Origin of the sequence: Centipeda felix (genome assembly GCF_900186465.1) — a bacterium.
GTDB classification, from domain to species: Bacteria; Bacillota; Negativicutes; order Selenomonadales; family Selenomonadaceae; genus Centipeda; species Centipeda felix.
On record NZ_LT891959.1, the window covers coordinates 148,685 to 164,008 of the forward strand.

The window sequence follows — 15,324 nt, forward strand, 5'->3', positions numbered from 1 at the left end:
TATACTACAACTATTACACAAAGAAAAGGAGTATGGATATGAACATGAGTAACGAATTTCTGCGCCTGATGGCAGCACATCAAGACCTCGCACTTGCAACATCGGTGGACAATACGCCCCATGTGCGCATTGTGAATTTTGTCTATGCAGAGGAGAAAAAGCTCGTCTACTTCGCAACCTTTCCAGACAATGCAAAGGTTAGTGAAATCGACGCAAACCATACAGTTTCGTTCACCACGATCCCTCATGACGGGGGAACGGCACACGTCCGTGCCGTCGGCACTGCCGCGAAGAGCAAGCGCAGTATCTTCGACCTCGCCGATACCTTCACAGCAAAGATTCCGGGCTACGACGAAACAATTGCTGCGGTCGGTGACGCACTCATTGTCTACGAGATCACATTTCCCACTGCGACAGTGACCGTCGATATGGAACACAGTGGAACGGTGACGATTTGAGTCTTGCTGCCCCATACCGATGATTGAAGGGCATCTTTCTTAGGGCGACTGAAAGGTCGTCCTTTTTGCTGTGTCTGTTGCGAGGCTGCTTCTGGTAAATGGAATCTTTTGCGTGAAAGGTGATCTCTTGAATTTATATCTTCATCCATAAACACCAATTTCAATCCCACCCTTGAAAACAACGACTGCCGCTCCGCCCTCCTTAACCACAATGTGCTCGAGCAGCCCACTCCATAGCTCCTCGTCAAACTCGACTTGTTCCCCGTTGATACCACATACCACTTGAATCATGCCCTCCAAGGTCTTTCTCTTGCCCTCCCTCTCGGCAATTTGCTCGTCCAACTTCTCCAAATGCCCCTGCTTGTCCAGATAGCGTGCGCGAATCTCATTTTCCTGTTTCAGATATGCGTTCTGATTCTGTGCCACCCGCGCATTCTCACGAATCAGTGTTTCAAGACGTTCTGCCAAAACACCGAGTTCCTGCTCTACTTTATCCCGCTCCTCCGGCACCTCCTCCGTCTGACAAATGCTGTCTATCAGAGTTCGGAGTTCTGCAATCACGTTCTCTTTGACTTCCACCAAGGAGTTCAGTGCCTTGACGAAAGTCTGTTTGATCTCCTCCTCTGTCAGATGCTTCGTGCTACACGGTTTGCCCTTGTGGGCATATTTCTTGTTGCAGCGGTAGATGACTCTGCGGTACTTGTCCGTCGAATGCCAGACCTTCGCTCCGTACCAACCTCCACAGCATCCGCATTTGATTTTGTTCGCGAAGATGCTCACACCGCTGTGCTTGCCGTTCTGTTCTCTGCGTTTTATCTCCGCTTGCACAAAGTCGAATAAGTCCGGCGGGATAATCGCCTCGTGATGCTCCTCCACATAATACTGCGGAATCTCGCCCGTGTTTTTCCGTCGCGTCTTATCGAGGAAGTCCGCCGTATACTCTTTCTGGATCAGTGCATCGCCACGGTACTTCTCATTTGTAAGGATGGATCGCACTGTGGAGATGTACCACTTGTCCTTTCCCGACGGAGATTTGATACCGCGCTTCTCCAGTTCCTTGGTGATAGCATAAAAGGATCGCCCGCCAAGGAAGAGTTTGTAGATGAGTCTCACGATTTTTGCCTGTTCTTCGTTGATTTGGAAATCCTTGTCATAGCCGAGAAATACACTGTAGCCCACACTGGTCTTGCCCTCGGCGAACTGCTTCCGTTTGCCCCATGTGGTATTTTCCGAAATACTGCGGCTCTCCTCCTGCGCTAGGCTGGACATAATTGTTATTAAAAGCTCGCCTTTTGTATCGAATGTCCAGATGTTCTCTTTCTCGAAGTAAATCTCTACACCGTTTTCCTTGAGTTTGCGGACGTTCTGCAGTGAATCCACAGTGTTTCTTGCAAAGCGGCTGACGGATTTTGTGATGATAAGGTCAATCTTGCCGGCAAGGGCATCCTCGATCATCTGGTTGAAGCCGTCACGCTTCTTAGTGTTGGTTCCACTTATTCCCTCATCCGAATACATGCCGACGAAATCCCAGTCTGCACGACTCTCGATGTAGTTCTTGTAATGCGCCATCTGCATTTCGTAACTGGAAGCCTGTTCTTCATGATCGGTCGAAACTCTAGCATATCCTGCCGTTCTGCGCCGCCTTGGTTCTGCCGTAACCTCAGAACGAAAGATTTTAGGGCTTGCAGGGATGACCCTCACTGTCTTTGCCATCGGTATGCGCCTCCTTCTTTGAGTTGAAATATGACTTCATCATCGGATATGACAATCCGCTCGACATTCTGTACGATCTTGCCCTCGTAGCAGTCACCGAACAAGGATTCTGCCGCTTCCTTGAGTTCGGATTCGGGCAGCCGTTTCAATCCGCATTTCGTGCATGGCTGACTGCAAGCCCACACCTTAGTGCCCTTCGTCCATGTATCGCGCTCACACTTGCTGCCGCAGGAGGCGCAGTACACTTTGCTGGTGAAGGGATTGCTGCCGCGCTGCCCGGTGTAGATTCGGGCAGTCTTTTTTATGCGACCGTTGACGAGATGGAAGTCGATTCGATCACCGTGAATGACAATCTTGGACACCTTATGCCTGAGTTCTGCAGCATCGAAATCGTCCTTCTCCATGACGGCTCTGACCGCAGCCACAAGCTCCTCTTCCTTGATTGGACGGCTGTCACAGGATTCTCTGCCTTTCCGCTCTCTCGTGTTGCATGCCCAGCGTCTGTATTTCCCTGCGGTTCTTCTGCTGAAGCCGCCTCCGCAACATCCGCATTTCACCATTCCGGAAAATGGAAGAAGAACAGGATTCCGATTCACAGCCCGTTTGGCTCGTAACCTCCGCATCTCCTGTGCCTTGTCGAAGTCTGTCTTTGACACCAGAGGCTCGAACACGCCATCCACAAGATACATGGGAAGTTCACCTTTATTCCGTTTGCGGACACGCCCCTCGTTGATGTAGTTCTTCTGCAGTGCCATCGTGCCCGTATAGGAGATGTTGGAGAGGATGTCCTTTACCGTGGTCTGCTCAATGGGTCTCCCCTGCCGTCCTGTGATTCCGCGCCCTGCGAGACTCTTTGCGATGGCGTAGGCGGATTCTCCGGCAAGGTATCTTTGGTAAATCTCCTTTACAATCTCGCCCTCTGCTTGGATAATGCGGAACATCTCTCCATCCCAAGTGTAGCCGTACGGTGCTTTATGCCCGTTCGGAATCCCCTCTGCGAACCGTCGCCGCACGCCCCACCGAATGTTGTCGCCGATGCTTCTGCTCTCTTCTTGGGCAAAGGATGCGAGCAGCGTCAAGAGCAGCTCTCCGTCCTCGGATGTGGAATCAATGTTCTCTCGCTCGAAGCGGACGGCAATCCCCTTCTCTTTCAACCGTCGGACGGTATGAAGGCAATCCACGGTATCTCTGGCAAAACGGCTGATACTTTTGACGAGTACCAGATCAATCTTTCCGGCGTTGCAGTCGGCGATCAGCCGCTTGAACTCCGTCCGATGAGTGGTACTCGTGCCTGTGATGCCTTCATCTGCGTACACGCCTGCGTATTCCCATGCGGGATTTTTCTGGATGAGACTGCTGTAGTAACTGACCTGCGCTGCAAGGGAGTGGTGAAGCGTATCCACAGAGACGCGGGCATAGGCAGCCACACGCAGCTTTTTCTGCAATATAGGGCTTGGTTGAACTCTTCGTATCTTCATGGTGCTCCCTCCTTTCCAGTCCCATATTCCCGTACTATCCGCACGATAGCAAGTCAATATCTGAAAATAGAAGTCCGATGACGGGACGATATTTCTCGCGCATTTTCGCTTCAAACGCAAGATACTCGTCCTCTGACAAAAGCCCGCTCTGCAGCATTTTCCATGAAGCACGCATCACCATCTGATACGTCATTTCCCGAAGACCTTCTTCCTTGCTCATCTCAACATCTCCCTTCATGAAACAGCGGACAAAAACGGCACTTTTGGTCACCCTTATGGGCAAAATTTCTGTATGAAACACAATTACGCCAATATAAAACGCCCGACGGTAAGCCGCCGGGCGTTGAAGTTGTTGTGTATCCTACTGATTTTTAAGGCTGTGCATCATGTCCTGCAATTTCTGCGGAACGGGAAGCCCCATCCGTGCTGCGTTCTCGATGATGGAGATTCCCTCATTCGAGATGTAGAAGAAGATCACGGCAGAGCGCAGGACGCAACCGCTCCCGATGATGTGCGTATCGAGGACATTCGCCACGCCGACAAGGGTGAAGATGCAGACTTTCTTGCAGATTCCCTTAAAGCCGATGGTACTCGAGAGCTTCTTCTCCACAATCGCACGGAGAACACCCGTGATGTAATCCGTTGCCACAAACACAACAAGGGCATAGAGCAGATCGTCGAAGCTGCCAAGGAACTCACCAACCACGATGCCAATGCCCGCCGCATAAAGACGTATGGTAAGAATATGATCCATCATCGAAAACCTCCTGCCTTTTTCCATTTCCCGAGATGATTCATCCTGCGCAGACGGTAGTTATAGCATCCACGCATTAGTTCCGTAAACTGACCGTCTTTCCATAAATATAAGGGCGATCCCGTGCTGACAAGATATTTCCCCTGTCCCAGAGGGCAGAGACTTGTACGGGCAGTCGGATTCGTTTCCAGTTCCATAAGCAGCTCGTCCTTTGCGCTGTAAATCTTTGAAATATACCTTTTCCCGGAGATAAGATAATCCAGATTTGCAGGAAAGCGCATATACATTCCATCATGGAGAGGATAGCGGATGCTGTAATCCGGTGCGCTCCATCTGCTTTCCGAATTATGGGATTCCCCTGTAACAGAGTCTCTTGACGTTGTTTTGGTTTTCTCCATCCAAGGCTCAAGATTGCTGCCATCGAAGAACACATAACGGTCTGTGCTGACATGGCTTCCGTTTTCCCCATGCTCTGATATGGAGTGCCATATCATCACTTTGAATTTTCCTGTTTTATCCACCCGCCCGCCTTCTGTTTGACAGCTATAGAGGTCAGTAGGACCGGATACGGCGGGAGCACCAAACATCTGCACAAGATCGTATGCGGCGATGATCTCTCCGTTGCATTTGACAGAGAGAATACTGTCACGCTGATCTGCCCCGATGAGCGGGAACACGAGGACATTCACAGCTTCGAGGGTATAGAGATTCCCTTGCTCGTCCATTTCGGCATCAAGCATTCCATAGCCTGTAACATACGCGAAGTGGCGACTGCTGTTGACCATCCATATATCCTCTTGGGAAAAACCGAGCGGATGAATCTTTCCTTTCGCATAGTACGAATGGAGCATCTGGTTTTTTTGATCCTTCCACTTTATCTGGAGGAGCGGTATGCCGGAAAGGTCATTCGTCGGAATGTAGCTGCCGCCACCCTCGGCTTCATGCCCGTAGACGCAGCGACCATCCGTCCAGATCCATTCACCCGGATAAACAGAACGATTCCCTATGCAGGTAAGCCACACGCCATCGGCAAGCACCCGATTCCCGCTCACTGCTTTTGCTCTAGCCCTGTGCATAAGTTCACGCTCCCACGATAACGGCTGTGCCGCCCTTTGAAATCTGTACCCACACAAGACTTCCGTCACTGGTGTTGCAGTCCACTGCCGCACGGAAGGGATACGACCGCTCACCGATATGAACACGCCCATTCTGAATCCTTCCGCGCTGAGCCTGTGACTCAACCACCTTCGAGTTCTTTATCCCTGCCCGTATCGCCGCTGCGAGCCCCATAACGCCGTGCATCAAAACCACCTCACCATCTTGATTGTCTGCCGCAAAAGACGCGGCGTGAGTTCCACCGTATTGGACTGAAGGAAATACTCGTACCCCTCGAAGCGGATGCGCTCGGTGAAATCAACGATGTGGTCAATGTCGGGAACGCCGTTTTGAATCCGTGCATGAATCTCCACCGTAACTGTTTCCTGCGTTTTGCGGTTGAGCCACTCTATTTCTCGTGTCAAGGCACGCAGATAGTCCGTACCCACAACGGGAAACTCGGTATCGATGAGCGAGGAATACGGAAGCGTATCGTCACTGGCGTAACTTGCACCAAGACTGAGATTCGACTGCTCGACGGTGAACTGACTTGCCTTGCCGCCGGGCTTTCCCTGCGACAACGAGCTTCCTTCAAGCACACCGTCCACATAGACGGTGGTCGCATACCATCCGTAGCCGAGCGGCGCGTGGTAGGTGATGCGCTCTGTCCCCTTCTCACGGCTCCAATCCTCCCAGTCATATTCCGTATGTTTCTTTCCGTCATTGACCGCCTCTGTTGTACGCTCCCATTCCTTGAAGAGGTAAACGTCGCGACCTGTGGAGGCGTATGCGTAATCCGTGCGGCTGGTCGAGCCGTCCACGTTGTGCGTGCGCTTCTCCGCGAGGTATTCCCCATCGTAGGTATAGGTGCTGTAGCCGTTCTCATTCGTCTCGCGCACGAGAAAGCCGTTGGAGTAAGTGCGGCTGATCTCTTTGAAGGAAATCGTACCCGTGAAGGGAACGGGTACAGTGTCCTCCTCGTTGTGCGCCCCCGTGGAATCGTTGTGTGAGCTGTGCCAGACGGAACGCAGAAGTTTCCGCTCGATAGTCGGCTGTACGTGCGGCCAGTTCGTAATGTCTATGACAGATTCCTCCATGCCGCGCTGAATGATATGGAGCGTATCTCCGCGAATAAAGACGTTGATCTGACGCTGCGGCAGTTTTGCCGTCCATCCGAACAGTGCAGAGATGAAGTCGTGGTACGTCATACCGCTGTCCTCGAAGTTCTGCGACGGTATGAAATCATCGGTCAAACGATGAAGCCGAAGCCCGAGTGCCGCCGCGATCTCGGTCGCATAGCGCGACACCTTTGCCCGCTCCACATAGATATGAATGGGCGTGTAGAGGAGCGTGTCCTTACTGTATGTTCCCTTGACGGACTGCACGATGCCGCGCTGACTCGTTTCCTCGACGAGAAAACGGAAGGCATAATCCAACACGCGCCCCTCAACACACGCGTCAATGGAAAGCGGCCGGACGGTTTCGAGTTGGATTGTGTCGGAAAGCGTAAGCTCGCCGAGCGTCACGGAGAACGAACGAATGCCGCGCTCTCTGAACTCTGCGTAGGTAAGCGTGTGCGGAATCTCGATTTTCGTATCTGCAACAATACGCGACTGTTTGATAAGAGTCCGTTTCGTATATACCAACGCTGCTTTGCAATGACCGATACGCCGAAGCGCATCCCCTGTCACTCGGATTTTCTTGACGATCCGAATATCGCGCAGGGTATCTGCACGCATGGCGATGGATGTGTTGAGACAGCGCGACGTATCTCCGCGCACCTGCACGGGCTGACGAAATACGGGAATCACCGTGGCATATATGATTGGTTTGAGGTGAATACGTCCCATCGGCAGCCACGCAATACAAATGCCAGGTTTCAGCTTGATGCTCATGTTCCCGCTCTCCATCCGAACTGCCGCCCCGTGAGTTCTGCAATCGTCATGGAGACAGTGCGCGTGTCCATAACGGTGGAAGTTAGATTCTGCTCGACGATATGCCTTCCATATTCAGTGACCGTCCCACCGCTCTTTTCAATCGCCGTCAAAGCACACAGCCCTTCTGCCGTGCGGTAGGCAGGATTCCCGATGAGGGAAATCCCCGTCACACGCGAGTCTGCGCCATACTGCGTAATAAGTGATGCGGTATCCACAGATTGCAGAATCTCCTGATTCGTAGCCGTCGCCTCATAGCTTCCATCACCGCAATCGGTCATATCCGTCTGTGTCGCTTGGACGGGCAGCATGATAACCTGCTCCCGTGGGCTGATTTCCTCATCCGAGAGGATGAGGTTCGAGACGAGAATGTCCTCGGTTCTACTGTAAACCGTAATGGTCTTTTCACTGGAACTGTAGGCGTACCAAAAAGAGCAGTCCTGCTTGTTATAAACCTCGCGTTCGTTCAGGAGTGCCCGAAAGATACCGTCATTGTTCTGCCCCGGTTTGACGTGGAACCACAAGGTATTGACTGCATTTACGCGAATGCTGTCGGAAGTGGCAATGGTATCGTTATTGTTGTCTCCCTTCATGCGCCACCTGCTCCAGGACGTTTCCGCACTAACGATGATGTAGCCACCAATTGCAAGGGTAAGTTTGGCACGGTCTGCATTCTCCGGTGCTTTGAAGTACAGATCCAGTTTCCCGTAAAGCTCTGCAGGGAATTCTGAAATCGTCAGCCCTTTGTCACTGGTCGGCTGCCAGAAGGATATGCCTGTTTTGCTGTACTGCTCCCCTGTTACCGTCGTGCCGCCACGAACTGAGAGCAGCTCCGCATAGCCTGGATTGATGTATTTGAAAGCCATACGAACCTCCTCAGTCCGACACAAGCAGCCCCTCTGCCTGAATGTCCACACTCGAATCCTGCTGTGGCGGCTCATCTGTCGTACTCAGAGCCTTGACCCAGAAAATCGTATTCTTATCGGCAATATTGGATAATGAGATACTGTCTTTCCACTCGGCAGACTCCAATGCCGTTTCGGCAGTGTATTTGTTATCCGTCGCGGCTTTCCACTTGTCCGCATGATCACCGACGAACTTGACCGTAAGTGTTCCGTCGATATGGAAGCCGCTCTCGCAGCGTACTGCACATTTGACGGCTTTCTCTTCGCCCTTGCCCGCATCGAGCAAAACGGAGATCGGTGCAAGTTCCGTGCCTGAGCTCACCTCCGTCCCGTCCTTGCCGCCCTCAGTCGGATTGTTCATATAGATATGCAGCAGTTCTGCCATTATCACACCCTCCAAAATTCCAGAGACAGTTTATATACCTTCGGAAAATGAGCCATATACTCGTAGGATTTCACCACGACACGCATAGAGGGCAGGATGTTCCCGCCCTCATCGGTCACGGACACCCTTGCCCGGCTGTCCCAGTAGCTCTTGATCTTTTCCCAGTCGGCGGCAGTGATTGTGACCGTACAGGAAATACGGTCGCCCTCCGTGATGTGTCCGAAATCCTGCACGACCGCGCCGCCGACAATTTCGATGATTTGCTGACGATCGTCGGGAACGGTCTGCCAGTTTTCAACGGATAATGTCCGTACCTCACCAATGTGAATATGAATTGGAATCACCTCCAAGGGCATTTTCAACGGCGGGGCGAATGCGGTCGGCGACATGATCGGCAAGCATACGCATTCCCTCGTTGTCCTCCGTAACGGCGTTCTCGATTTGCACCTGTATGTGAATCTGGCGATTGTCCGTCATGGAGGGAGCGGACTGAGCAGCTCCCGACGAAGCATTTGCGCCCTGCCCCGCAGTTTGAATGCTCTGCGCCTGTTTCCCCAATCCTGCCATCATCTGCACATACGAGAATTCCTGTCCATTGACACGAATGCGTGAATTGTCCTCACGCTTCTCGGGGGCAAAATTCGGCAGGAGATTCTCCATCGCCCATTTACGCCCGGACTGAAACTGTTGGAGAAGCTCCGGTGTCAGCCCCAAGTCCTCTGCCGTAAACTTGTTCTTTTTGCGAAGGTACTGCATCAATCCGACCTGCCCGGACTCCTTGAATACCTTCAGTTCCTCTTTCTGGGAGCGGAGAACTTCCAAGGCGGCGTTGCGCTTGACATCGAGTTTCTGCTTCTCTGCCCACCGCGTCGCCTCGACCTCGTCCAATCCCTTCTGCACCCACGCTTCCTTCTCACGCTCAATCTCCGCAAGGCGATTTTCGAGTTCGGTCTTCCAGATGGCACTGATGTTAGAAGCGACATCCCGCTCCCACTGCTCCATTACCCGCGCCTTGCTCTCACTGAGCCAGTTCTGCGTCTGTACCTCGTCCAAGCCCTTCTGACGAAATGCATCAGCTTCACGGGCGATGGAGTCCAACTTGTTCTGCAGGTCAGTTTTGTAGAGTGCATTCGCCTTATCCACAACGTCGCGCTGAAAGTCGGAATATATCTTCGCTTCCTTCGCCAGACGGTATTCGTCGATCAGATGCGGATCTGCGCCTTTCTGGAAGAAATCGAAGGATTCGCGATCCAGACTGTGAAGGCTGTTCTGGATGTCCGTATGCGTCAGTGTATATAAACTGTCCGTCAGCTGTGTGGTCGCTTTTGCAGATTCGCTGACCGTCTTTGCGGCATCCTTTTCCGCAGCTGCACGGATCGCCGCAGCTTTGGCATTCTGCTCCTGCGCCTTGGCATTCTGCTCCGCCTCGACACGGGCGCTCTCCTCTGCCGCTGCTTTCTCTTTGGCAATCTTCTGCTGTTCTTGGTATTGCTTGTATTCGTCCCCGTAGAGAGCATCGAGAACGCTGCCGCCGAGGAACGGAACAGCAATCAGCGGAGATGCCACGGGGTGATTTTTCACAAGCCAGCTGTTCGCCTCGGCGTGTTCATTGACCTTATGAATTTGCTCCCCGACAAAACCTGCAAGCTCCGCGACGGTCTTGAGTGCTTCGCCCCATCCGAGGACGGCATCCTTGATTTCGTCCTTGTTGTCCCGAATCGTTTCAACCAGAGATTCAAACCCATCGTTGATCTCCGGCATCAGCTCCTCGGCGGCAGGAAGGAGTGCCGCACCGAGAGCAAGTTTCAGCTGCCCTGCTTCCATCTCCATTTCGCGCCATTTGAGGTATGTCTCATGCGCCTGTTCGGGGTCGAGCAGTCCCGTGGTCTTGACGCGAGAGGAAATCGTCATTAAATCGTCATACTGTTCGAGAATCGGGATAAGCGCCGCACCACGCACACCGAGGACTTCGGCGGTATATGCTTCCTCCATTCCTGCTTCGCTTGCCGTCTTGTATCCCTTGGCAAGCTGCGCCAGCTGCTCATTGAGCGGCAGGAGATTGCCCTGCTGATCCTTGAGTACGATGCCGAAGCGTGAGAGTGCGCGAGACGTGTCATTGCCAGAATTGCCCGCTGCAGATACCTGCTTGTCGAGACGTGCGATCAGAGGTATGACGCTCTTGATATCCGTATCCGCAAGCTGAAACACCCGATTGAGCGTCGCCGCCTCACCCGCAGAGACGTGAAGCCTCTGCGTCAGCTTATAGACATTCTCGCCCGCAAGCATCGCATCTTTCGTGATATTGAACAGCCCCGCACCCGTCGCTGCAACTGCCATAACTGCGGCCATCTTTGCAGACAGCACATTGAATCCGCTCGTGAGATTCTTGACACCTGCCTGTGCCGCCGTCATCCCTGCAGTGATACGCCCGCCGAGCGTGCCTGAGAGAACGGCACTTTCTTTTAGGCGGTTATTCAGCTTTCGCACCTCGGCTTCGGTCTGCGCAACTGTCCGTTGCTGACGTAACAGGTTACTTTCAGCACGCCGATAGGACGCACTATCCGCGCCGTCATTCTTCTTTGCGGATTGGAGGACAGCGGCAAGAATCTGTTCTTTCTGCCGCTGAATATCCAGTTCGCGATTGATCGCCTGATGGCGTACCCTGATCTTGTCGAGTTCCGTCCCCACACCGTCGAGTTTGGCAAGATCAGCATCCAATTTCAGATGGATGTTGTTTGCCTTGCTGTTGAGCCGCGCAATGGAATCCGAGACAGTTTTCCCCGCCGTGTCGAAATCCAACTGCAGCTGTGCGATGTTGAGACCGATGTCGAGATAGAGTTCGTCGATCTTCTGTCCGCGCTTTGCCACTCCATCTCCCTCCCTACATCACGTCGTCAATAAAGCGTTCACATTGCTGCTGTTCGCACAGTGCCGTTACCACAAGCTGATCGAGCAGGAACGCAATCTCGTGCCTGTCGATTTCCTGCATCGTCCATCCGTAGGCGGACTGCAGTCGCTCGTAGTAGCGCAGTAGATTCTGGTACGGAGAAAGAACTACGCCTCTTTCCCCGTCTCCTCGTTTGGGAGGTTCACCAGTTTGGAGAACGTCAACGACTGAATCCATCGAAAAAGGGAGCGCGTCAACGGTACGATGTCCGCAACGTCCACGTTTTCGTCGATGACTTCCTTCGTCACTTCCTCCCGTCCGAATCCAAGGACAATCAGTCGGACGTGCTCGTCCAAAAAGGCCTCAAGATTCATGTCCTGTTTGTCGGCATCAAAAAAGGCAAGGAACTCACGCCAGACCTTCATCTTCGGAGGGTTCGGCGTTATCTCCCTGCCCGCAATATGCAGTTTCGGCGTTTCCATCGTGTCCTCCCTCAGACCTGCTCGTACCACTTCGTCCCAGTCTCAGCGGCAAAGCCTGCCGCCTCTTCGTCTGCCTTGGCGTAGGACAGCCCGTCCGAGAGACGGTAGATCGCCTTTGCCGTCAGCGTCGGTGTGTCGAACTGAATGCTCTCCTGCTTCGAGTTGCCGCTCTCGGAGGGTTCCGTGAATTGGACTTTGTAGAATTTAGTGAAGCGTTTCTTCCCGTTCCTCTTATCCGACTGGAAGAGGACGGCGAAGTACGGAGCGACATCGTCCTTGCCCGCCTTCATCACGCCGTTCTCGATACTGTGCCCCAGAAGGTAAGCCGTATATTCGAGCGGCAATGCGGCAGTGTCGAAGGTAAGGTCGTAAGATGCGGTATTGGATGCCGTATCCACGGACTGCCCGTCGGCAAAAAGCTCCGCCTGATTCGTCTGCGGCTTGATGTCCACCTTGCGTAAGAGCTTCCCAAGTGGGATGGGCTTCTCGTAGGTCGCCGTGCCGCCCGACTCGTCGGTGAGCATTTTTGCGATATGAAGTTTCTGGATGTTGATGAATTGCCCGCTCGTAAGATTCCCTGCGGGCTTTCCTGTTGGTGTTGGACTTGGCATATTATTCTCCCTCCATTGCTGTTCTGTAATCCGTAATTTCCACAAAAATATCTTTCTCAACAAGCTCCTGTGTCTGCGCACGGACAAATCCGAGCGGCAGAAGCACATTCTGCACGGCTTTATGAATCTCCGGAAAGCGTCCATCCTTTGTCAGAATGTGGATACGCACTGTCACGCGCCGCTCCAGTTCCGTGCCGTCTGCCGAGAGTGCTGGGACATCGGAGATCACCGAATAGACGATGATCGGATATGTCCCAGCATCGGGGCTGCGTCCGTGGTAGATGCCCTTCTTCCCGTGTGCGAGAAGCTGTGTCAGCTCCTTCGAGCGCACAAGTGCCTGATACACCATCCGTGCCGTACTCATTTCCCCCTCCTCCGAATGGCAGACCTTACGGCATCGACGATAGCAGAACGGATCCCGTCCTTCTTGGCATCAAGCGCGGGATAGAGAAACGGACGGTTGATGCGTGGGCTGAACTCAACGAGTGTACCGTAGAATACGCCGTCACTGGATTCCGCATCTGCTGCGATCCTCCAAACAGAGCCATCCTTGCGTCGCAGTCGCTTATGGATGGAGTCGCGCAGCGCACCTTTGACCACGCGCTTATCTGTTCCCGTATAGACGGGACAGCGGTTCTTTGCCTCCGCGACCACATCATCCGCGCCATGTGCGAGTGCTGCCTTTGCTGCAGCCGTCGCCTCTGCGCCAAGCTCGGACAATATCTTCTCGGCAGAGACGAATCCTCGGTATCTAGCCATCTTCCACCAACTCCCTGCATTCTATGACAAGCCACCGTTTCTTTCCACCAAGCGGATACGGCGGCGCGATAGGTATGAGCGTTTTATCATCCCAATGGATACGATCCGTCACTCGGACATCCGTGCGGTAGCGGATCACAATGCGGTAATCCACCTCCTGCACCTTCTCCGCATAGCCATCGGAGATTTTTTCCGCAAAGGGCAGAACGAGTGCCCAGGCCTTTGAAATCTCCTGCACAGAAGAGGAGCAGATATTCCCCTCATCATCCGTATCTGTCACAGGGCGCAGGATGGAGATTCGATGACGCAGTTCACTCATCGACACTCTCACCTAAAAGACCTCCTTCCGCACACCGAAGAGCAGAGAGCGCAGTGTCAGCGCAAGCCCTCTGTGATCCGCTTCCTCTCTGTGTTCATAGAGATAGGATACGGCATAGAGGATTGCAACGCGCACAATCGCCTGATCTTCGACCTTGGACAGTTTCTTCACGCGCAGTAATGCAGTACAAATCTGTTCTGCTGTCTCCGTAAAGTGTGTGAGGAGATCATCTTCCTCATCGCCGTCAATCCTAAGATACTGCTTGACTGCTGCAAGCGGCACAAGCATAGAACCACCTCCCCTCTTTGCCGCAAAAACGAAATTCCGTCAAATTGTTGCTGAATTTATCAGGGATTCCATACATCACCCCTTCATCTTGAGCGTCTGCACGGCTTCCTCAAGAACGAGTTTGCCGTCCACGCGCTCCTTCATGACGTAGCCGACCATGCCGTTGCCTGCAAACAGCTCCTTGAGTTCCTGCAGGGAACGTGTCCCACGGTCGCCGATGTTGTAGTAGGAGTAGTCTCCGAATGCGATGACAGTCTTGCCCGCCTCGACAGCAGGCATATATGCCGAAGAGTACACGGGATAGCCGAGCAGACGGTCCGGTTCGCCCATCTGGTAGGATGGCTGCCAGAAATACGCTCCGTTGGCATCCTTGAGTTTGCGGATGCTTGCAAGCGTCTGGTCGTTGACGATGAACGCCGCATTCTTGCGGTAGGGACGCTTGAGGCTGTAGACGAGTGTCACAAGTTCATCCGCTTTGAGGTCTGCCGCCGCTGTGGTGACGGATGTCTTTGCGGAGGCAAGGAGTCCCTTCGGCTTGTGCGTCCCGTCGCCATTCAGGAACGCGTCCTCCTCGGCGTTGCCGAGTGCTTTGCCGAACTGTTCGATGAGATAGTTTTCAAGCTTGAAGGCGTTGTCATAGAGCAGCTCCTCCGTCACCTTGACCGCAACGTGGAGCTTGTGCGCGTCGAGGACGATCTGGTCGAAGGTCGCCTCACCGAAAGTCAGAGGTGCGCCCTCCTCAACCCACGATGCGGCGGGCTTTGTGGCGGCAATGTTGATCTTATGCTCCCCGCTCGTGGTGATAACCGTCGCAAGCGGACGCAGGACGTTCTCTTCATTCAGTACGTCAATGAGACGCTGATCGTATTCCGTGGGAACGAGATAACCGCCGTTTGCATCCACACCCTCCTGCAGGACGTTCTCCACCTGCCGGAAGTTCGTACGGAGTGCCTTGAGCATTGCCGCACGGTATGCCTCGCTTGCACGTCCCGTTCTTTCTGCATTGAGCGCAGCCCCCGGAATGTTGGTGATTGCCGCCGTCACGGGCTTTGCAAGCTGCGCGTCGAGAATCGCCTGACGCTCCATGCGCTCGATGTCCTTCCCGAGCGCAAGCACCTCATTCTCCATCTGCTCGTACGCTTTGGCATCCTCTGCCGTAAGACGACCGTCCTTTTCGTGAGAATCCAGAAACTGCTTTGCCTGTTCCCACATTTCCGCACGCTTCTCGCGCATTGCCATGATCTTATCCATGTTCT

Annotated in this window: 20 protein-coding genes; 2 read left to right on the forward strand and 18 right to left on the reverse strand. The window is 53.3% G+C overall.

Annotated features, from left to right (window positions below):
• The first annotated feature begins 38 nt into the window (after positions 1 to 38).
• Positions 39 to 458, forward strand: a complete 420-nt coding sequence (locus tag C1713_RS08110) for a pyridoxamine 5'-phosphate oxidase family protein (RefSeq protein ID WP_102493597.1) — start codon at positions 39 to 41, stop codon at positions 456 to 458.
• 141 nt (positions 459 to 599) lie between these two features.
• Here C1713_RS08110 and C1713_RS08115 read toward each other — a convergent pair whose 3' ends face one another.
• The 11 genes from C1713_RS08115 to C1713_RS08165 all read right to left on the reverse strand — a co-directional run bounded on the left by C1713_RS08115 (position 600) and on the right by C1713_RS08165 (position 11,590).
• Positions 600 to 2,171 (reverse strand): recombinase family protein, encoded by a 1,572-nt coding sequence (locus C1713_RS08115; protein ID WP_102493598.1) that lies wholly within the window; start codon positions 2,169 to 2,171, stop codon positions 600 to 602.
• Positions 2,156 to 3,649, reverse strand: a complete 1,494-nt coding sequence (locus C1713_RS08120) for a recombinase family protein (RefSeq protein ID WP_102493599.1) — start codon at positions 3,647 to 3,649, stop codon at positions 2,156 to 2,158. Before C1713_RS08120 ends, C1713_RS08115 begins: the two co-directional genes overlap by 16 nt.
• Before the next feature lie 34 nt (positions 3,650 to 3,683).
• A complete protein-coding gene (locus tag C1713_RS08125) occupies positions 3,684 to 3,869 on the reverse strand; it encodes an SHOCT domain-containing protein (protein ID WP_009438368.1) in 186 nt (61 codons plus the stop codon).
• A gap of 141 nt (positions 3,870 to 4,010) precedes the next feature.
• Positions 4,011 to 4,403: a phage holin family protein gene (locus C1713_RS08130; RefSeq protein ID WP_102494055.1), complete on the reverse strand. Its 393-nt coding sequence runs from the start codon at positions 4,401 to 4,403 to the stop codon at positions 4,011 to 4,013.
• A complete protein-coding gene (locus C1713_RS08135) occupies positions 4,403 to 5,479 on the reverse strand; it encodes a hypothetical protein (protein ID WP_102493600.1) in 1,077 nt (358 codons plus the stop codon). The genes C1713_RS08130 and C1713_RS08135 overlap by 1 nt, the downstream gene beginning before the upstream one ends.
• A 4-nt stretch (positions 5,480 to 5,483) precedes the next feature.
• Positions 5,484 to 5,705 (reverse strand): hypothetical protein, encoded by a 222-nt coding sequence (locus C1713_RS08140; RefSeq protein ID WP_102493601.1) that lies wholly within the window; start codon positions 5,703 to 5,705, stop codon positions 5,484 to 5,486.
• A complete protein-coding gene (locus C1713_RS08145; protein ID WP_102493602.1) occupies positions 5,705 to 7,393 on the reverse strand; it encodes a hypothetical protein in 1,689 nt (562 codons plus the stop codon). Before C1713_RS08145 ends, C1713_RS08140 begins: the two co-directional genes overlap by 1 nt.
• Entirely contained in the window at positions 7,390 to 8,298 is a 909-nt protein-coding gene (locus C1713_RS08150) for a hypothetical protein (RefSeq protein ID WP_102492971.1), read from the reverse strand. The genes C1713_RS08145 and C1713_RS08150 overlap by 4 nt, the downstream gene beginning before the upstream one ends.
• 10 nt (positions 8,299 to 8,308) lie before the next feature.
• Entirely contained in the window at positions 8,309 to 8,722 is a 414-nt protein-coding gene (locus tag C1713_RS08155) for a hypothetical protein (RefSeq protein ID WP_102492972.1), read from the reverse strand.
• A 2-nt stretch (positions 8,723 to 8,724) separates the two neighbouring features.
• Positions 8,725 to 9,066, reverse strand: a complete 342-nt coding sequence (locus C1713_RS08160) for a phosphoribosylformylglycinamidine cyclo-ligase (protein WP_420852647.1) — start codon at positions 9,064 to 9,066, stop codon at positions 8,725 to 8,727.
• Entirely contained in the window at positions 9,038 to 11,590 is a 2,553-nt protein-coding gene (locus C1713_RS08165; RefSeq protein WP_102493603.1) for a hypothetical protein, read from the reverse strand. The genes C1713_RS08160 and C1713_RS08165 overlap by 29 nt, the downstream gene beginning before the upstream one ends.
• A 43-nt stretch (positions 11,591 to 11,633) precedes the next feature.
• Between C1713_RS08165 and C1713_RS12580 the strand changes: the two genes are divergently transcribed.
• Positions 11,634 to 11,756: a hypothetical protein gene (locus C1713_RS12580; protein WP_256359070.1), complete on the forward strand. Its 123-nt coding sequence runs from the start codon at positions 11,634 to 11,636 to the stop codon at positions 11,754 to 11,756.
• Positions 11,757 to 11,776: 20 nt separating this feature from the next.
• On the opposite strand, the gene C1713_RS08170 is transcribed toward C1713_RS12580, so the two are convergent.
• The 7 genes from C1713_RS08170 to C1713_RS08200 form a co-directional block, all read right to left on the reverse strand.
• The gene (locus C1713_RS08170) at positions 11,777 to 12,091 is read right to left on the reverse strand and encodes a hypothetical protein (protein WP_009438328.1); all 315 of its coding nucleotides are present in this window, start codon (positions 12,089 to 12,091) and stop codon (positions 11,777 to 11,779) included.
• A gap of 11 nt (positions 12,092 to 12,102) precedes the next feature.
• Positions 12,103 to 12,702: a major tail protein gene (locus tag C1713_RS08175; RefSeq protein ID WP_102493604.1), complete on the reverse strand. Its 600-nt coding sequence runs from the start codon at positions 12,700 to 12,702 to the stop codon at positions 12,103 to 12,105.
• Position 12,703: 1 nt separating this feature from the next.
• Complete coding sequence (gene gp17, locus C1713_RS08180) at positions 12,704 to 13,066, reverse strand: tail completion protein gp17 (RefSeq protein ID WP_009438352.1); 363 nt, start codon at positions 13,064 to 13,066, stop codon at positions 12,704 to 12,706.
• On the reverse strand, positions 13,063 to 13,461 hold the full coding sequence (locus C1713_RS08185) for an HK97 gp10 family phage protein (RefSeq protein ID WP_037350244.1): 399 nt from the start codon (positions 13,459 to 13,461) through the stop codon (positions 13,063 to 13,065). The genes gp17 and C1713_RS08185 overlap by 4 nt, the downstream gene beginning before the upstream one ends.
• Positions 13,454 to 13,792 (reverse strand): phage head closure protein, encoded by a 339-nt coding sequence (locus C1713_RS08190; RefSeq protein WP_009438503.1) that lies wholly within the window; start codon positions 13,790 to 13,792, stop codon positions 13,454 to 13,456. The genes C1713_RS08185 and C1713_RS08190 overlap by 8 nt, the downstream gene beginning before the upstream one ends.
• Complete coding sequence (locus C1713_RS08195; protein ID WP_006306686.1) at positions 13,793 to 14,068, reverse strand: head-tail connector protein; 276 nt, start codon at positions 14,066 to 14,068, stop codon at positions 13,793 to 13,795.
• Positions 14,069 to 14,143: 75 nt separating this feature from the next.
• Positions 14,144 to 15,319 carry a phage major capsid protein gene (locus C1713_RS08200; protein ID WP_102493605.1) on the reverse strand — a complete coding sequence of 392 codons (1,176 nt, stop codon included), beginning with the start codon at positions 15,317 to 15,319 and terminating at the stop codon, positions 14,144 to 14,146.
• Positions 15,320 to 15,324 lie beyond the last annotated feature (5 nt).